Source organism: Streptomyces sclerotialus, assembly GCF_040907265.1.
Classification (GTDB): domain Bacteria; phylum Actinomycetota; class Actinomycetes; order Streptomycetales; family Streptomycetaceae; genus Streptomyces; species Streptomyces sclerotialus.
Genome location: NZ_JBFOHP010000002.1, coordinates 958909 through 975418, shown reverse-complemented (window position 1 = coordinate 975418; position 16510 = coordinate 958909). Strand labels below are relative to the sequence as shown.

At 72.8% G+C, this 16510-nt stretch carries 13 protein-coding genes; 3 read left to right on the top strand and 10 right to left on the bottom strand.

Annotated features, from left to right (window positions below):
- Nucleotides 1-22 precede the first annotated feature (22 nt).
- The 4 genes from AAC944_RS04450 to AAC944_RS04435 all read right to left on the bottom strand — a co-directional run bounded on the left by AAC944_RS04450 (nt 23) and on the right by AAC944_RS04435 (nt 3938).
- A complete protein-coding gene (locus tag AAC944_RS04450; RefSeq protein ID WP_030611842.1) occupies nt 23-1033 on the bottom strand; it encodes an ABC transporter substrate-binding protein in 1011 nt (336 codons plus the stop codon).
- 66 nt (nt 1034-1099) lie between these two features.
- Complete coding sequence (locus AAC944_RS04445) at nt 1100-1912, bottom strand: ABC transporter ATP-binding protein (RefSeq protein ID WP_030611845.1); 813 nt, start codon at nt 1910-1912, stop codon at nt 1100-1102.
- Entirely contained in the window at nt 1909-2862 is a 954-nt protein-coding gene (locus tag AAC944_RS04440; RefSeq protein ID WP_438272814.1) for a FecCD family ABC transporter permease, read from the bottom strand. Before AAC944_RS04440 ends, AAC944_RS04445 begins: the two co-directional genes overlap by 4 nt.
- A 107-nt stretch (nt 2863-2969) precedes the next feature.
- Nucleotides 2970-3938, bottom strand: coding sequence for a FecCD family ABC transporter permease (locus AAC944_RS04435; protein WP_030611850.1), 969 nt, complete (start codon nt 3936-3938; stop codon nt 2970-2972).
- A gap of 265 nt (nt 3939-4203) precedes the next feature.
- Between AAC944_RS04435 and AAC944_RS04430 the strand changes: the two genes are divergently transcribed.
- Entirely contained in the window at nt 4204-4983 is a 780-nt protein-coding gene (locus AAC944_RS04430) for a GNAT family N-acetyltransferase (RefSeq protein WP_030611852.1), read from the top strand.
- Between the two features lie 30 nt (nt 4984-5013).
- Here AAC944_RS04430 and AAC944_RS04425 read toward each other — a convergent pair whose 3' ends face one another.
- The 5 genes from AAC944_RS04425 to AAC944_RS04405 are packed head-to-tail and all read right to left on the bottom strand — an operon-like array spanning nt 5014 to nt 12347.
- On the bottom strand, nt 5014-8061 hold the full coding sequence (locus tag AAC944_RS04425; protein ID WP_030611855.1) for an alpha-mannosidase: 3048 nt from the start codon (nt 8059-8061) through the stop codon (nt 5014-5016).
- Nucleotides 8062-8076: 15 nt separating this feature from the next.
- Nucleotides 8077-9297 (bottom strand): glycoside hydrolase 5 family protein, encoded by a 1221-nt coding sequence (locus tag AAC944_RS04420; protein WP_030611858.1) that lies wholly within the window; start codon nt 9295-9297, stop codon nt 8077-8079.
- A 30-nt stretch (nt 9298-9327) separates the two neighbouring features.
- Nucleotides 9328-10113, bottom strand: a complete 786-nt coding sequence (locus AAC944_RS04415; protein ID WP_078888441.1) for a carbohydrate ABC transporter permease — start codon at nt 10111-10113, stop codon at nt 9328-9330.
- A gap of 41 nt (nt 10114-10154) precedes the next feature.
- Nucleotides 10155-11033, bottom strand: a complete 879-nt coding sequence (locus AAC944_RS04410; RefSeq protein WP_030611864.1) for a carbohydrate ABC transporter permease — start codon at nt 11031-11033, stop codon at nt 10155-10157.
- Between the two features lie 3 nt (nt 11034-11036).
- Nucleotides 11037-12347: an ABC transporter substrate-binding protein gene (locus tag AAC944_RS04405; protein WP_030611867.1), complete on the bottom strand. Its 1311-nt coding sequence runs from the start codon at nt 12345-12347 to the stop codon at nt 11037-11039.
- Between the two features lie 209 nt (nt 12348-12556).
- Here AAC944_RS04405 and AAC944_RS04400 point away from each other — a divergent pair, with 209 nt between their 5' ends.
- Together AAC944_RS04400 and AAC944_RS04395 are read left to right on the top strand one after the other, a co-directional pair.
- A complete protein-coding gene (locus AAC944_RS04400) occupies nt 12557-13636 on the top strand; it encodes a LacI family DNA-binding transcriptional regulator (RefSeq protein ID WP_030611870.1) in 1080 nt (359 codons plus the stop codon).
- A 154-nt stretch (nt 13637-13790) separates the two neighbouring features.
- The gene (locus tag AAC944_RS04395) at nt 13791-15122 is read left to right on the top strand and encodes a formimidoylglutamate deiminase (protein ID WP_030611875.1); all 1332 of its coding nucleotides are present in this window, start codon (nt 13791-13793) and stop codon (nt 15120-15122) included.
- Here AAC944_RS04395 and AAC944_RS04390 read toward each other — a convergent pair.
- Nucleotides 15100-16491 carry a GH1 family beta-glucosidase gene (locus AAC944_RS04390; protein ID WP_051871577.1) on the bottom strand — a complete coding sequence of 464 codons (1392 nt, stop codon included), beginning with the start codon at nt 16489-16491 and terminating at the stop codon, nt 15100-15102. The two genes, AAC944_RS04395 and AAC944_RS04390, sit on opposite strands and share 23 nt — an antisense overlap.
- Nucleotides 16492-16510: the final 19 nt, after the last annotated feature.

The following is a 16510-nucleotide window of genomic DNA, read 5'->3' as shown; positions in this document are numbered from 1 at the left end:
GCGGACCGCCCCCGCGGGTGTGTCACTTCTCGGGCAGTTCGACGCCGGTGGCCTCCGCCACGTCGGCGAGCATGTGCCCGGCGGCCTGGATGCCGATGCCGGACATCCAGGTCTCGTCCGGTACCTCGAAGACCTTGCCGTTCTTGACGGCGGGCAGGTCCTGCCAGACCGGGTTGGTGGTCACGTCCTTCTTCCGGGTCTTGGCCGGGGTGTCGGCGACGGTCACGAAGACCAGGTCGGCGTCGGCCTTGTCGATCTGCTCAGGACTGACGTCGAGCATGGGCTCCGCCGGGTCGGTGGAGGACTGCGAGGCCGGGCGGGCCAGACCGATGTCGTCGAGCACGACACCGCTGAAGGAGGCCTTCGTGTAGAGGCGGGTCGGTCCGGCGACGAAGCGGACCACGGAGGCGGAGGGCATGGTGCCGGCCTTCTTCTCGACGGCCTCGCCCAGGTGCTTCGCGCGCTGCTCGTACCGCTTCATCGCTGCGGCGGCCCGCTTCTCCTCACCCAGCGCCTCGGCGTGCACCTTGAGATTGGCCTTCCAGGGGCCGCCGGTCGTCTCGGTGAACACGGTCGGGGCGATGGCCTTGAGCTTGTCGTAGACCTTCTCGTGCCGGACCTTGGAGGACAGGATCAGGTCGGGCTTCAGGCCCGCGATCTTCTCCAGGTCGGGTTCGAGGAGCGGCCCGACGTCGGTGACGCCGTCGACCTTGTCCTTGAGGTACGCGGGGAAGCCGCCCTCGGTCTTCATGTGCGGCGAGACCGCGCCGACCGGCGTGATGCCGAGCATGGTCACGTCGTCCAGCTCGCCGGTGTCCAGGACCACGACGCGCTGGGGCCGGGCCGGTATTTCCACCTCGCCCATCACGGTGTCGAGCGTGCGCGGGAAGGCGCCGGAGGCGGCGCCCTCGGTCTCGTTCTCCCCTTCGGACGCCGCGCCGCCGCACGCGGTGAGGGCCGCGGCGCCCAGGAGGACGGTGAGCAGTGCGGTGAGCAGCCGGGCGGGGCCGCGTGGAGCTGATCTGTTGGCCATGGGAGTCCAGTTCCTTGCCTGTGAGCGGAGCAGGGACGGTGTGGGGGGTGGGACCGGGAAGGGCGGTCAGGCGGAGACGGCGGTACGCCGCGCCGCGCGGCCCTTGGGGACGACCAGCGGGGTGCCGGTCTCCGGATCCGGTACGACCCGGCAGCCCACGTCGAAAACGGACTTGACCAGCGCCGCGTCGAGGACCTCGGCCGGGGGGCCGACAGCGGCCGGCCGGCCGTCCTTGAGGACCACGAGGTGGTCCGCGTAGCGGGCGGCCTGCCCGAGGTCGTGCAGCACCATCACCACGGTGCGGCCGGCTTCGGCGTGCAGTTCCGCGATCAGGTCGAGCACGTCGAGCTGGTGCCGCAGGTCCAGGAAGGTGGTGGGCTCGTCGAGCAGCAGCAGTGCGGTGTCCTGGGCGAGCGCGAGGGCGATCCACGCGCGCTGCCGCTGGCCGCCGGAGAGCCGGTCCACGGGGTGGTGGCGCAGGGCCGCGGTACCGGTCCGCTCCAGCGCCGCCTCGACGGCGGCCTGGTCCTTCGCCGACCAGGGGCTGAGCAGTTTCTGGTGCGGGTAGCGGCCGAGCCGTACGAGTGCCTCGACGGTGATCGCGTCGGGGGTGACGGGCTGCTGGGGGAGCAGCCCCATGCGCAGTGCGAGTGCCTTGGCGGGCATGCGGTGGATGTCGGCGCCGTCGAGGGTGACGGTGCCGGCGGCCGGCGCGAGCAGCCGGGCCAGGCCGCGCAGCAGGGTGGACTTGCCGCAGGCGTTGGGGCCGACGACGGCGGTCACGGCGCCGCCGGGCAGTTCGAGGTCGAGGCCGCCGACGATCAGCTGGTCGCCGTAGCGCAGGTCGAGGCCGTGCGTGGAGAGCTGGTTGGCGGTCATCGGACGCTCCTCCGGACGGGACTGCTCTGACGGGTCATCAGCACCAGCAGCCAGGGCGCACCGAGGGTGGCGGTGACCACCCCGACCGGCAGCCCGCCGACCGGCAGCAGATGCTGCGTCACCAGGTCGGAGACGAGCAGCAGGACGGCGCCGGCGAGGCCGGTGAGGGCCAGGGTCCCCGCGGTCGGCGGCCCGGCGAGGAAGCGCACCGTGTGCGGGACGGCCAGCGCGACGAACGCGACAGGGCCGGCGAGGGCCGCGGCCAGCGAGGCCAGTGCCACGGCCGTGACCAGGATCTGGAGACGCGCGGCGTCGGTCCGTACGCCCAGCGCGCCGGCCGCTTCGTCGCCGAGGCCGAGCACGGCGAGCTTGCGGTGCAGCAGGACGGCGGCGGCCAGCGTGGCCAGCACCGCGGCACCCGCGGCCCACACCTCCGTCCAGGTACGCCCGTACACCGAGCCGGTGGTCCACTGGAGCGCGGACCCGGCCAGTTCGGCGGGGAAGCGTACGACCATGAAGTTCACGGCGGCGGTCAGGCCCGCCTGGACGGCGAGGCCCACCAGTACCAGCCGGGTGGCGCTGACGCCGGAGCGCCACCCGAACACGCCCAGCAGCACGGCGGCGAGCAGCCCGCCGCCCAGCGCGGCGAGCGGGACCAGCGCCTGGGACGCGCCGGCGGCGAGCATCGCCACCGCGCCGAAGGAAGCGCCGCCCGTCACGCCCATCACGTCGGGCGAGGCGAGCGGGTTGCGGAACATCCGCTGGAGCAGGGCGCCGGACACCGCCAGGCCGGCGCCCGCGACGACGGCCGCGGCCGTCCGCGGTGCCCGGAACTGCTGGACGATCAGTACGTCCCCGCCGTCACCGAGGCCGACCAGCCCCTTGAGGGCCGCACCCGGCGACAGCGGTGTCTCGCCGGCCGCCACCGAGCAGACGACCAGCGCCAGCAGGACGGCCAGTGCCGTACCGGACAGCAGGAGGGTGCGGCGCCCGGAGTGTGCGGGCCCGGCCGCGGGCCGGTCGGTGACGGGTGCCTTGCGGGACCGTGCGACGACGCTCACCGGGCCACCTTCCGGGCCAGTACGGCCAGCAGCGGGGCACCCAGGAAGGCGCTGACGATGCCGACCTGCAGCTCGGAGGGGCGGATGACGACCCGGCCGAGGACGTCGGCGGCGAGCAGCAGGAGCGGGCCCGCGAGCACACAGCCGGGCACCAGCAGGCGGTGGTCGGTGCCGAGCAGCAGCCGTACGAGGTGGGGTGCGGCCAGGCCGATGAAGGCGATGGGCCCTGCCACGGCGACCGCCGAGCCCGCGAGCAGTACCACCGCGAGCCCGCCGGCCAGCCGGATGCGGGTGACGGGCACGCCCAGTGCCTGCGCCGAATCGTCGCCCAGCGCGAGGGCGTTGAGTGCCGGGGCGATCGCCAGGGCGAGGAGGAGACCGAGTACGAGAGTGGGCAGCATGGGGGCGAGGACGGCGAGCGGGCGGTCCGCCAGCGAGCCGGCCAGCCAGAAGCGGGCCTCGTCCAGCGACCGCTTGCTCGCCAGCATCACCGTCGACGTCCAGGAGAGCAGCACCAGTTGGAGCACCGTGCCGCCGAGCGCGAGCCGTACGGGGTCGAGGTCCCCGGCGCGCCGGGCGAGCGCCTGCGCGAAGAGCGCGGCGCAGGCAGCCCCGGCGAAGGCGAACCAGACGTACTCCACGGGCCGGGTGAGATGGAAGGCGAAGATGGCGACGACGACGGCGAAGCCCGCGCCGTTGTTGATGCCGAGCGTCGTCGGCGAGGCGAGGGGATTGCGGGTGATGCCCTGGACGACCGCGCCGGCCACGCCCAGCGCGGCGCCGACCGCGAGGCCCACGAGGGTGCGGGGCAGCCGCAGGCCGGTGACCACGAGGGCGTCGCGTCCGTGTGCCGTTCCCGCCAGCGCGTCGAGGACGGTGGACAGCGGCACCGAACGCGCGCCCACGGCAAGGCTGAGGGCTGCGCACACCGCCAGCGCGCAGACGCCGGCGAGGAGCAGCGGGATGCCCCGCCGTAACGCTCCGGGGGTCCGCGCTCCGTTCAACGGGGCTTCGGTAGCTGATGGTTCGGTCATCACCACGCGTCGTTACGTTAGGTTAGGCAAACCTAAACCTGCAAGTGAGGGGACGGGAATCGGCGACCTGAGTGCTTCCACGCCCCGGCGTGAGCGCGGTGGCCGCAAGCCCCATACCCGCTCACGGCATCCCTGCCACCTCCGCGGGGGCACAAATACGGTTGTCCGGAAGCACGCACCTTGCTGAAGTGACGGGATGAATCACGAAGAGGTGCTCGCGGAGTACGACCGGCGCATGCGACAGGACGCCAGGCCCGACGGCCCCGGAACCCGGATCGAGCGGACGGACGGCGTGGTCCGGCAGACCGGCGGACCGGCGGACGGCTGGCACGGCGTCCTCTGGGCCGACCTCACGCCCGCCACGGCGGACGCCGCCATCGCCGCCCAGATCGAGCACTTCACCGCGCTCGGCCGCGCCTTCGAATGGAAGCTGCACTCCCATGACCGCCCGGCCTGCCTCGCCGGCCGGCTCCGCGCGGCCGGCTTCGTCCCCGAGGACGAGGAGACCGTCATGGCCGCCAGGACCGCCACCCTGCCGGCCAGTGCCGACCTCCCGGCCGGCGTCCGGCTGGAACCGGTGACCGGCCCCGCCGGCGTCGACCTCATGGTGGCCGTCCACGAGCAGGCCTTCGGTCCCGGCCGCACCCGGTTCGCCGGGCAGCTGACGGCCCGGCTCGCCGAGGCACCCGAGTCGGTGGTGGCGGTGGTCGCGATGGCCGGCGACACCCCGGTGAGCGCGGCCCGGATGGAGTTGCCGGCCACCGCACCGTTCGCCACGCTCTGGGGCGGCGGCACCCTCCCGGAGTGGCGGGGCCGTGGCCTGTACCGCGCCCTGATCGCCCACCGCGCCCGCATCGCCGCGGCACGCGGCTACCCCTACCTCCAGGTCGACGCCTCCGACCGGAGCCGCCCCATCCTCCAGCGCCTCGGCTTCACCGCGCTCACGACCACCACGCCGTACGTGTACGGGAGCTGACATCCGCCGGCCGCCCGGCGGGGGCCACGGTCACGCCTCCTCCGCCGTGCCACGGGCCAGCCGCAGCGTGACGATCTCGAACGGGTGCAGCTCCAGGGCGAGGCCGCCGTCCTCGCACGGCTCGCCGCCGGTCCCGGCCGGCCGCTCCAGCAGATCGCACCGGACCGCGGAGGCCACCGGGAAACCGCAGTCCAGCCGGGTCCGGACGCGTCCGCCCCGGGCCTCGTGCAGCCGTACCACCACATCGCCGCTGCCGTCGTCCGCGAGCTTCACGGCGGTCACGGTGACGGCGTCGCCGGCCACCGACACCAGTGGCTCGACCGCCTCGGCGGACCCCGCCACCCGCCGCTCCGGCAGGTTCAGCGCCCAGCCCTCGCGCACCGCGTCACCGATCCCGGCGCCCGGCACGAGCGCACAGCGGAAGCGGTGGACGCCCTGGTCCGTGCGCGGGTCGGGGAAGCGCGGCGCACGCAGCAGGGAGAGCCGTACGGTCGTGGTGGTGCCGCCGCCGGTCTCCCGGGCGGCGCGCGAGGCGTCGTACCCGTACGACGAGTCCGTCACCACCGCGACGCCCCAGCCCGGCTCCTCGACGTGCACGAAACGGTGCGCGCACGCCTCGAACTTCGCCGCGTCCCAGCTGGTGTTGGTGTGCGTGGGCCGGTACAGATGGCCGAACTGGGTCTCCGCCGCTACCCGGTCGGCGTGCACGTCGAGGGGGAAGGCCGCCTTGAGGAACTTCTCCGTCTCGTGCCAGTCCACCTCCGTCGCGATCTCCAGCCGCGCCGCTCCCGGCGGCAGTGTCAGCACCTGCGTGACGGACGAGGAGCCGAAGGCGCGCCGGACCCGTACGGCACCGGCCGTGCCGCCGTCCACCGCCTCCACGGCCTCCGCGTCGACGAGGTCCGTCACCGTGTTGCGGTAGAACTCGTCCACGTCCCAGGCGTCCCACATCGTCGGGAAGTCCTGGTGCAGCTGGAGCAGGTTGGCCGCCCTGCCCGGGGCGAGGGTCTCCCGCCCGGCCCGCAGGTCGTACAGCGAGACCAGCAGCCCGCGGCCGTCCACCTCGGCCCGCAGCAGTCCGTTGTCCAGCACGTAGCCGCCGCCCGCGCGCGGCACGCAGCCGGTGCCGTTGGGTGCCGCCCGCTCGGGTCGCGCACCGCGCGCCGGTACGCCCTCCCGCCCGTGCGGGGCCGCGTTGAACACCAGCGTGGCGCCTGCCGCCGGGGCACCCGCCAGTGCCCGTTGCGCCGCGCCGATCAGCTCCTCCAGCTCCGCCGCGATGCGCGCGTACCGCTCGGCCGCCTCGCGGTGCACCCAGGCGATCGACGTGCCCGGCAGGATGTCGTGGAACTGGTGCAGCAGCACCTCCTTCCACAGCCGGTCCAGCTGCGCGTACGGGTACGGGTGGCCGGTGCGCACCGCCGCCGTAGCCGACCACAGCTCCGCCTCGTACAGCAGGTGCTCGCTGCGCCGGTTCCCCTGCTTCGTACGGACCTGGCTGGTCAGCGTCGCGCGGTGCAGCTCCAGGTACAGCTCACCGGTCCACACCGGTGCGTCCGGGTACTCCGCGTGCGCCTTCTCGAAGAAGTCGGCGGGCTTCTCGAACGTGACCCGCGCCGAGCCCTCCAGGTCACCCAGCCTCCTGGCCCGCGCCAGCATGTCGCGCGTGGTGCCGCCGCCCCCGTCGCCCCAGCCCGTCGGCGCCAGCGACCGCGTCGCCGCGCCCTTCTCGCGGAAGTTGCGGGCCGCGTGCGCGACCTCCTTGCCCGACAGCTGCGCGTTGTAGGTGTCCATCGGCGGGAAGTGCGTGAAGACCCGCGTCCCGTCCAGGCCTTCCCACCAGAACGTGTGGTGCGGGAACTGGTTCGTCCGGCTCCAGGAGATCTTCTGCGTCAGGAACCACTTCGCGCCCGCCTGCCGGACCAGCTGAGGGAGCGCTGCCGAGTAGCCGAAGGTGTCCGGCAGCCACACCTCCTCCGTCTCGACCCCGAACTCCTCCAGGAAGAACCGCTTGCCGTGCACGAACTGCCGGGCCAGCGCCTCGGACCCCGGCATGTTGGTGTCCGACTCCACCCACATGCCGCCCACCGGCACGAAGCGGCCGTCCGCCACTGCTTTCTTCACCCGCGCGTACACCTCGGGCCGGTGCTCCTTCAGCCACGCGTACTGCTGCGCCTGCGACATCGCGTACACGAAGTCCGGCTCGTCCGCCAGCAGCGCCGTCATGTTGGACGCCGTACGCGCCACCTTCCGCACCGTCTCGCGCAGCGGCCACAGCCACGCCGAGTCGATGTGCGCATGCCCGACGGCGCTGATCCGGTGCGCGGAGGCGTGGGCGGGCGCGGCCAGCGCATCCGTCAGCAGCTCGCGGGCGCGAGCCGCCGTACCCCCGATGTCCTGGAGGTCCACCGCGTCCAGGGCGCGTTCCACCGCGCGCAGGATCTCCCACCGGCGCGCCGAGTCCTCGCCCAGCTCGGCCATCAACTGACCCAGCACCTCCAGGTCGTGCGCCAGCTCCCACACGGTCTCGTCGAAGACGGCGAGGTCCGTCCGGGCCAGCTTGTACTGCGGCACGTCACCGGCCGTCTCCCGGTCGCCCAGCTCGGTGGGGAGGAAGGGGTGGTAGTCCAGGATCACGGGGTTGGCGGACGCCTCGACGTGCAGCAGCACCTCCTCACCGCCACGCACGGGCGCGCCGATCCGCACCCACTGGTTCCGCGGGTTCAGCCCCTTCACCGGGGAGCCGTCCGGGCGGTACACCAGCCCCTCGCACTGGAAGCCCGGCATGTTCTCGTCGAAGCCCAGGTCGAGCAGCGCCTCGACGGTACGGCCCGCCCACTTCTCGGGGACGGTGCCGCTGACCGTGAACCAGCTGGTGCCCCACGGCGGTCCCCACGGCGCACCGGCCTCGATGGGCGTACGCGGCGCCGCGAGGCCCTCGGCGACCGGCACCGGCTCGCCGGGCGCGTGCCACACGCCGACGGTCAGCGGCACCGACTCCGGGTACACGGCGGGCCACAGGCGCTCGTCCAGCACCCGCTTCAGTCGGGCTTCGGTGGTGGTGCGGTGGTCGTGCATGGTGGTGGGGCTCCTTCACGCCTCGTGGGGCTGGATCACTTCCGCGATACCGCGGTCCTTCAAGTACGCGCCGTCCGCGGCCCGTTCGCGCCGTACGCAGGCCGGCCGCAGCCCGCGTTCCGCGAGCCGCATCCACGCCTCGAAGACCGGGCCGCCGGGCGCGCACGGGGTGCCGCTCTCCACGGCCAGTGCGAGGGTGCGCGGCGCCGGAACGTGCGGCGCGGCCCGCTCCTCGCGTACCGCCGCGGCGAACGCCTCGCCGGCCGGCTTGACCCGCCGGTCGTTCGTCAGCAGCCCGAGGCTGTACTCCAGCTCGGGGAAGTCGGCCAGCGCCCGGTCCACGTCGTGCGAGCACCACCACGTGATGCCCCACAGGCCCGGGCAGTCCAGCGCGGCGCGCACGGTGTCCCGTACGAACGCGGGGGCGTGCTCGGCGGGGATGTGCGGCACGGGTGCGCCGACCTCCTGGAGCCACACCGGCCGGGCCGGGTCCTCGGCCCACGCCTTGGACAGCTCGATCAGGTACGCGGCGTGCTGCGCGGTGGCCGTGGACTCCCGGCCGTACCGCTGCGCCGTCCCGTTGAACACCCACGCGTGTACGGCGGTCAGCGCGCCGAGGGTGGCGGAGTGTTGCGGCGTGAAGGGGTGCCCGTCCAGGTACCACGCCGCGTCGTAGGAGGCGTGCAGATGCAGACGGCCCGGCGCGCCCCGCTCGCACGCGGCCAGCATCCGCTCCAGCCACGCGCTCGCCTGCTCAGGGGTGATGCGATCCGGGTCGGGGTGCGGGTCGCCGGAGAACTGGTTGGTCTCGTTGCCGAGGGTCATGCCGAGGAAGTTCGGCCGGTCCGCGAGGGCCGCCGCCAGCGTCTCCAGGTACGCGGCCTGCCCGTCCAGCACGTCCGGGTCGGTGAAGAGGTTGCGGCGGTGCCAGGTGGTGGTCCAGGCGGGCACGAAGTCGAAGCTGGAGAGGTGGCCCTGGAGGCCGTCGACGGCGACGTCCAGGCCGCGTTCGGCGGCCGCGTCGGCGAGGGCGACCAGCTGGTCGACGGCCCGCGGACGGATCAGCGTGCGGTTGGGCTGGAAGAGCGGCCAGAGCGGGAAGACGCGTACGTGGTCCAGGCCGAGGGCCGCGACGGAGTCCAGGTCGGTCCGTACCTCGTCCAGGTCGAAGTCGAGCCAGTGGTGGAACCAGCCGCGGGTGGGCGTGTAGTTCACGCCGAAGCGCAAGGGGTGCATACGCAGGGGTCCTGTTCCTTCGGTGGTGAGTCAGCCCTTGACGGCGCCCTCGCCCACGCCGCGGAAGAAGTAGCGCTGCAGACAGGCGAACATCACGATCAGCGGGGCCACCGCGATGACGGTTCCGGCGGCGACCACCCGCGGCTTGTCCGCGAAGGTGCCGTGCAGGAAGTTCAGGCCGACGGTGAGGGTGAAGTGGTCCGGGTCGGAGAGGACGATCAGCGGCCAGAGGAAGTCGTCCCAGGCGCCCATGAACGCGAAGATCGCGACGACGGCGAGGGTGCCCTTCACCGATGGCAGCGCGATGCGCCGGAAACGCTGCCAGACGTTCGCGCCGTCCACCACGGCCGCCTCCTCGACCTCGTAGGGGAGGGCGCGGAAGGCGTTGCGCATCAGCAGCACGTTGAGCGCGCCGACGCTGCCCGGGAGGACCACGGCGACCAGTGTGTTGTTCAGGCCCAGGTCACGCATGGTGGTGAACTGCGCGATGATGATCGACTCCAGTGGGACCAGCAGTGCGGCGACGAAGACCAGTCCGGCCGCCGTACGGCCGCGGAAGCGCAGCCGGGCCAGCGCGTAGCCGGCGAGCGAGGCGCCCACGCAGTTGGTGAGGACGTTGGCGGCGGCGACCTTCAGGGAGTTCAGCGCGTAGTCCCACACCGGAATGATGCGGGCCACCTCGGCGTAGTTGGCGAGCGTCGGGTCGTGCGGGACGAAGGAGGGCGGCGAGGGGTAGATGTTCTCGGCCGGGCCCTTGAGCGAGGTGGACAGCTGCCAGAGGAAGGGGCCGATGGAGATCGCCAGGACGACGAGCATCAGCACGTAGCGGACGGTCCGCTCCGTGCGGCCGACGCGGGTCACTCGGTCTTCTCCTTACGGTCGGCGCGCAGTACCAGCAGCATCAGCAGCAGCGCGATGCAGAAGATGACGAGGGAGAGCGCGGAGGCGTAGCCGACCCGGCCCGACAGGCCCGTACCGGAGCGCTGGACGAGCATCACGAGCGTGCTGTCCTCTCCGGCGGGGCCGCCGGTGGGCCCGGCCAGCAGGTACACCTCGGAGAACACCTTGAAGGCGGCGACCGAGGACAGCGCGCCGACCAGCACCATCGTGGAGCGCACGGCGGGCACGGTGACGGTGACGAACCGGCGTACCGGCCCCGCGCCGTCCACGGCCGCCGCCTCGTGCAGCTCCCTGGGCACCTGCGCCAGCGCCGCCAGGTAAATGATCATGTAGTAGCCGAGGCCCTTCCACACCGTCAGGGCCATCGCGCACAGCAGCACCAGCCCGGCGTCCCCGAGGAAGGACACCGGCCCCGCGCCCACCATCTCCAGCATGCTGTTGAGCAGCCCGCGGTCGTCCAGCATCCAGACCCAGATCAGCGCCACCACGACCACGGAGGCGACCACCGGCGTGTAGAAGGCGGCCCGGAAGAACACCACTCCCTTCAGCGGCTTCTCCACCAGCAGGGCCACCAGCAGCGGCAGCAGCACCGTGCAGGGCACCACGACCACCACGTACAGCAGACTGTTGCGCAGCGCGGTCCAGAACTGCGGGTCGTGCAGCATCTCCTGGAAGTTGCGCAGCCCCACCCACACGCCCGGGGTGAGCGTACGCGCGTCGGTGAAGGCGTGCTGCACCGTGCTGAGGAACGGGTACAGGACGAAGGCGGCGACCACCGCCAGGCCCGGCAGCAGGAACAGCCAGGGGCTGGCCGCGCGATGGGTACGTACACTCATCCCTCAGCCCTGCTGCAGCAGCCGGTTGCTCTGCGCGACCGCGTCGTCCAGCGCCTGCTTCGGCGACTTGTCGCCCTGGAGCGCCTTGGCGACCTCGTTCTGCAGGACGGTCTTCATCTCCTCCGTCATCACCACGGGCGTGTAGTTGACCGCACCGTCCAGCATCTTCGCCGCGGCGACCCGCACCCGGCCCTCGTCGGTGCCGTCGTCCTCCGTCCAGTACGGCTTGTCGAGCGAGCCCTTGGTGCTGGGGAAGACCGCGACCTGATGCGCGAAGGCCTCCTGGTTGCGCTGGTTGGTCACGAACCGCGCGAAGGCGATGGCCGCTGCCTTGTGCTCGCTGCGGTCGTTGATGCCCAGGCCCATCACGTACATGTTGGGCTTGCCGGTGTCGGCGGGCGCGTCGGTGATGCCGAGGTTCTTGTAGAGGTCCGGCGCGTTCTCCTTGAAGTTGGCCAGGTCGTGTGCGCTGCCCGGGTTCATCGCCACCCGCTGCTGGAGGAACTTCCGCCCCGCGCTCTCCGGAGTGGCGTTCAGTGCCTGGGAGTCCAGCCCGCCGCTCTCGAACAGCTTCTTGTACTCGGTCAGCAGCTGCACGCCACGCGGCTCGTTGTACGTGAAGCGGGTGGCGTCGGCGTTCATCAGCTTCACGCCGTACCGCCCGAAGTCCTCGATGGCGGGCACCCCGGCCAGCGTGGCGACCTTGCCGCCGGAGGCCTTCGCCATCTTTCCCGCGTCGGCGAAGAGTTCGTCGTACGTCGTCGGCGGCTTCTCGGGGTCCAGCCCGGCCTTCTTGAACAGTGCCTTGTTGTAGAAGAGCGGGCCGGTGTTGAGGTACCAGGGGAAGGCGTACGCGCCGTCCAGGCCCGGCAGTCGGTTGCCCTTCCAGGCCTCCGGGGTGTACGTGCCCTTCGCCTTCGCGGTGACCGGCTCCTTGTCGAGGTTCATCAGCAGCCCCGCCTTGGCCAGCGGGTAGGACAGGTCGGGCGAGACGTTCACGACGTCGGGCAGGGTGCCGCCGCCGGCGTCAGCGCTGAGCTTCTCGGGGTAGTTCTCGGCCGGCTGGTCGATCCACTTCACCTTCGTGCCGGGGTGCGCCTTCTCGAACTCGTCGATGAGGCCTTCGAAGTAGTCCTTGTACTGCGCCCGCAGGTTCCAGGTCTGGAAGGTGATGTGGCCGCTGACCTTGCCGTCGGCGGCACTGCCGCCGCCGTCGGTGCCGCCCCCGCAGGCGCCGAGGAGCAGCGCACCCGCCAGCAGTGGTACGGCGGTACGGGCGGGTCCGGTCACACGGGTACCCCGGAAAGTGCGCATGGCCGCAGGGCTCCTTCGGTCGGTCCTGGGTGGGCGCACCAAAAGGTGCCCGCAGCCGCCGAGTTACGTCAACACTTTGCGCGCCTATTTCTTTTCTCCGCGTTGTAAACGCAGGCCAGCGGGGTAAGTCGGGGACTGTTGCGCGAACTGCTAATGCGCTTTAGTCTTTCCGCACTCAAGCGCATTAGTTGGGAAGTGGAAGAGGGAGCATGCGCCGTACGCCGGCCCGGCGGCCGACCATGAAGGACATCGCCCTGCGCGCCGGGGTGTCCGAGAGCGCGGTCTCCTTCGCGCTCAACGGCCGCCCCGGCGTCTCGCCCGTGACCCGGGACCGCATCCGCCGGGTCGCCGAACAGCTCGGCTGGCAGCCCCGTGCCGCGGCGCGCGCGCTCTCCGGCGAGGGCTCAGCCACGGTCGGGCTGGTACTGGCCCGCCCGGCCCGCACCCTCGGTGTCGAGTCCTTCTTCCTCCAGCTGGTCTCCGGCATCCAGGAGGAGCTGGCCGAACGGAAGCTGGGCCTGCTCTTCCAGGTGGTCGAGGGGCTGGAGGCGGAGTGCGCGACCTACCGCCGCTGGTGGGCCGAGCACCGCGTGGACGGCGTCCTGGTCGTCGACCCGCGCCAGGACGATCCGCGCCCCGGCCTGCTCGGCGGCCTCGGACTGCCCGCCGTCATGATCGGCGCCCCCGCGCCGGCCGCGGCGGACGGCGAGACCCCCGCCGTCTCCACGCTCGGCGCCGACGACGCCGGCATCATGGCGGCGATCGTCGGCCATCTCCACGCACTCGGCCACCGCCGTATCACGCACATCGCCGGACTGCCCGAATTCGCCCACACCCAGCGCCGGATCGCCTCCCTGCGCGCCGAGGCGGCCCGCCTCGGCCTCACCGAGACCACCTCCGTGACCACCGACTACTCCGACAGCGAGGGCGCCGCCGCCACCCGCCGGGTGCTGGACCAGCCGCAGCCGCCCACCGCCCTGATCTACGACAACGACGTACTGGCCGTCGCCGGGCTCGCCGTCGCCACCGAACGCGGCATCCGCGTCCCCGGCCGGCTCTCCCTGGTCGCCTGGGACGACTCGGTGCTCTGCCGCAGCGTGCACCCGGCACTGACCGCGCCGCTGCGCGACACCGCCGCCTTCGGCCGGCACGCGGCCCAGGCCCTCACCGCGCTCCTCGACGGTGCCCCCGCAGGCCACACGCAGGAACCGCTGCCCCGGCTCGAGCCGAGGGGCAGCACGGGACCCGCACCGGCCGCGGTGGCGCAAGAGGGCCCTTCCGGCCCGTAGCGGTCATCCTGAACTCGCCCCTGCCGCGGTCCTCTTGAGGCCACGTCCGCACGGGGCGTTCCCAGTCGTTCGGAGATCAACTACCGTTGACGGAGAGCTCTGTGGCCGCCGCGGTGCGTGACCGGCCGCGGCGGATCCCCGTCAGGGAGGCCGGATGACGTTCCATTGCGAGTACGCCTGGCTCGGCGGCACCGGCGTCGCCGAACAGGTCCTCATCGACGTGGCCGACGGCCGGATCACCCGCGTCACCGACCACACCCCGGCACCGCCCGGTGCCGTCCGACTGCCCGGACTCACCGTCCCGGGCCTGGCCAACACCCACTCCCACGTCTTCCACCGCGCCATCCGCGGCCGCAGCCAGAGCGGCGTCACCGACTTCTGGCGCTGGCGCGACGTCATGTACGACGCCGCCGGACACCTCGACCCCGACCGCATGTACGCCCTCGCCCGCGCCACGTACGCCGAGATGGCCCTCTCCGGCATCACCGCCGTCGGCGAGTTCCACTACGTGCACCACAACCCCGACGGCACACCGTACGAGGACCCCAACGCCATGGGCCGCGCGCTCGCCCGCGCCGCCGCCGACGCCGGCATCCGCCTCACCCTCCTCGACACCTGCTACCTGATGGCCGACATCGACGGCAGACGGCTGGAAGGCGTGCAGCGGCGCTTCAGCGACGGCAGCGCGGAGGACTGGGCACTGCGCACCCACGGCCTGCGGGACGGCGACCGGCTGCGGATCGGCGCCGCCGTGCACAGCGTGCGCGCCGTGCCGCGCGAGGCGATGACGTTCGTCGCCGCCGACGCCCGGCGCCGCGGCGTGCCGCTGCACGTCCACCTCTCCGAGCAGCCCGCCGAGAACGCCGCGTGCCGCCAGCGGTACGGCCGTACCCCCACCCGCCTGATGCACGAGAAGGGAGTACTGGGCGAGGGCGCGACGGCCGTGCACGCGACGCACCTGGACTCCGCCGACATCGCGCTGCTCGGCGGCTCCCGCACCGGCGTCTGCCTGTGCCCGACCACCGAACGCGACCTCGCCGACGGGATCGGTCCCGCCGGGCGGCTGGCGGCGGCCGGCACGCCGCTGAGCCTCGGCAGCGACGCGCACATGATGATCGATTTGTGGGAGGAGGCCCGTGCGGTGGAACTGGACGAGCGGCTGGTCAGCGGCCGCCGCGGCCACTGGACCGCCGGTGAACTCCTCACCGCCGCGACCTCGGCCGGCATGACCGCGCTCGGCTGGGACGCCGGCCGGATCGCACCCGGCAAGCACGCCGACCTCACCACCGTGCGGCTGGACTCACCCCGTACGGCCGGGGCGCGAGCCGGCGATCCACTCGCCCACGCCGTCTTCGCCGGTACCGCCGCCGACGTCAGCCATGTCGTCACCGGCGGCGAGGTGATCGTCGAGGACGGGCGCCACCTGCACGTCGAAGACGTCGGTGGCGCCCTGGAGAAGGCGATCACGAACCTGCTGTCCGGCTGACGGCCACCCGCGGCGCCGGGCCCACCCGGGCCCGGTGCGCGCCGATCAGCCCGGCGTACCGGCGTCCGCTGTCCTTCAGGGTCCGCCGCTGGGTCGCGTAGTCGACGTGGACCAGGCCGAAGCGCTTGTCGTAGCCGTAGGCCCACTCGAAGTTGTCCAGCAGCGACCAGGCGAAGTAACCGGCCAGCGGCACACCCTGGTCCACCGCGTCGGCGCAGGCGGCCAGGTGTTCCTCCATGTACCGGACCCGCTCCGGGTCGTGGACCTGGCCGTCGGGGCCGACGGTGTCGGGGTAGGCGGAGCCGTTCTCGGTGACGTAGAGGCAGCGGGCCCCGTAGTCCTCGGTCATCCGCCGCAGTGTTGCCGTGAGGCCCGCGGCGTGCACCTCCCACCCCATGCCGGTGTGGCGTGCCCCGGGCACGTCGGTCTGCCGGGCATACGGCAGCGGGCCCGCCGGGTCGTCCGCGACGACGTTGCGGAAGTAGTAGTTCAGGCCGAGCCAGTCCAGCGGCGCGGCGATGGTCTCCAGGTCACCGGCGCGTGCCGGCGGCTCGGTGCCGTACAGCTCCACCATGTCCTGCGGGTAGCCGCGGCCGTGCAGCGGGTCCATCCACCAGCGGTTGGTGTGGCCGTCGGAGCGGCGCGCCGCCGCGTGGTCGGCGGCGCTGTCGCTCGCCGGCTCGCAGTGCGTGAGGTTGTTGACGATGCCGACCCGGGCGCCGGGCACCGCGGCCCGGATCGCCTGGACCGCGAGACCGTGCCCGAGGTGCAGGTGGAAGGAGGCGCGGACGGCGGCGGTGACGTCGGTCAGGCCCGGCGCCATCCGGCCTTCGAGGTGGCCGATCCAGGCGGAGCACAGCGGTTCGTTGAGCGTGGCCCAGTGCTGGACGCGGTCGCCGAGCCGCTCCGCGACGACCGCGGCGTACGCGGCGAAGTGCTCGGCGGTCTCCCGTTCCGGCCAGCCGCCGCGGTCCTGCAGCGCCTGCGGCAGGTCCCAGTGGTAGAGGGTGGGGTACGGCGTGATGCCCGCTTCCAGGAGGGCGTCGGTGAGCCGGTCGTAGAAGTCCAGGCCCGCCTTGTTGACCGGCCCGTCGCCGCCCGGCACGACCCGCGGCCAGGCCACCGAGAACCGGTAGGCGTCCGTCCCGAGGCGACCCATCAGGGCGATGTCCTCGCGCCAGCGGTGGTAGTGGTCGCAGGCCACGTCGCCGGTGTCACCGTTGTGGACCTTGCCGGGGGTGTGGCTGAAGGTGTCCCAGATGGACGGCGCGCGGCCGTCCTCGGCCGCCGCGCCTTCGATCTGGTACGCGGCGGTGGCCGTCCCCCACACGAAGCCGGCGGGGAGCGAGTCGAGGTACGAGTCGGACACGGAGTTCCTTTCCGCGGTG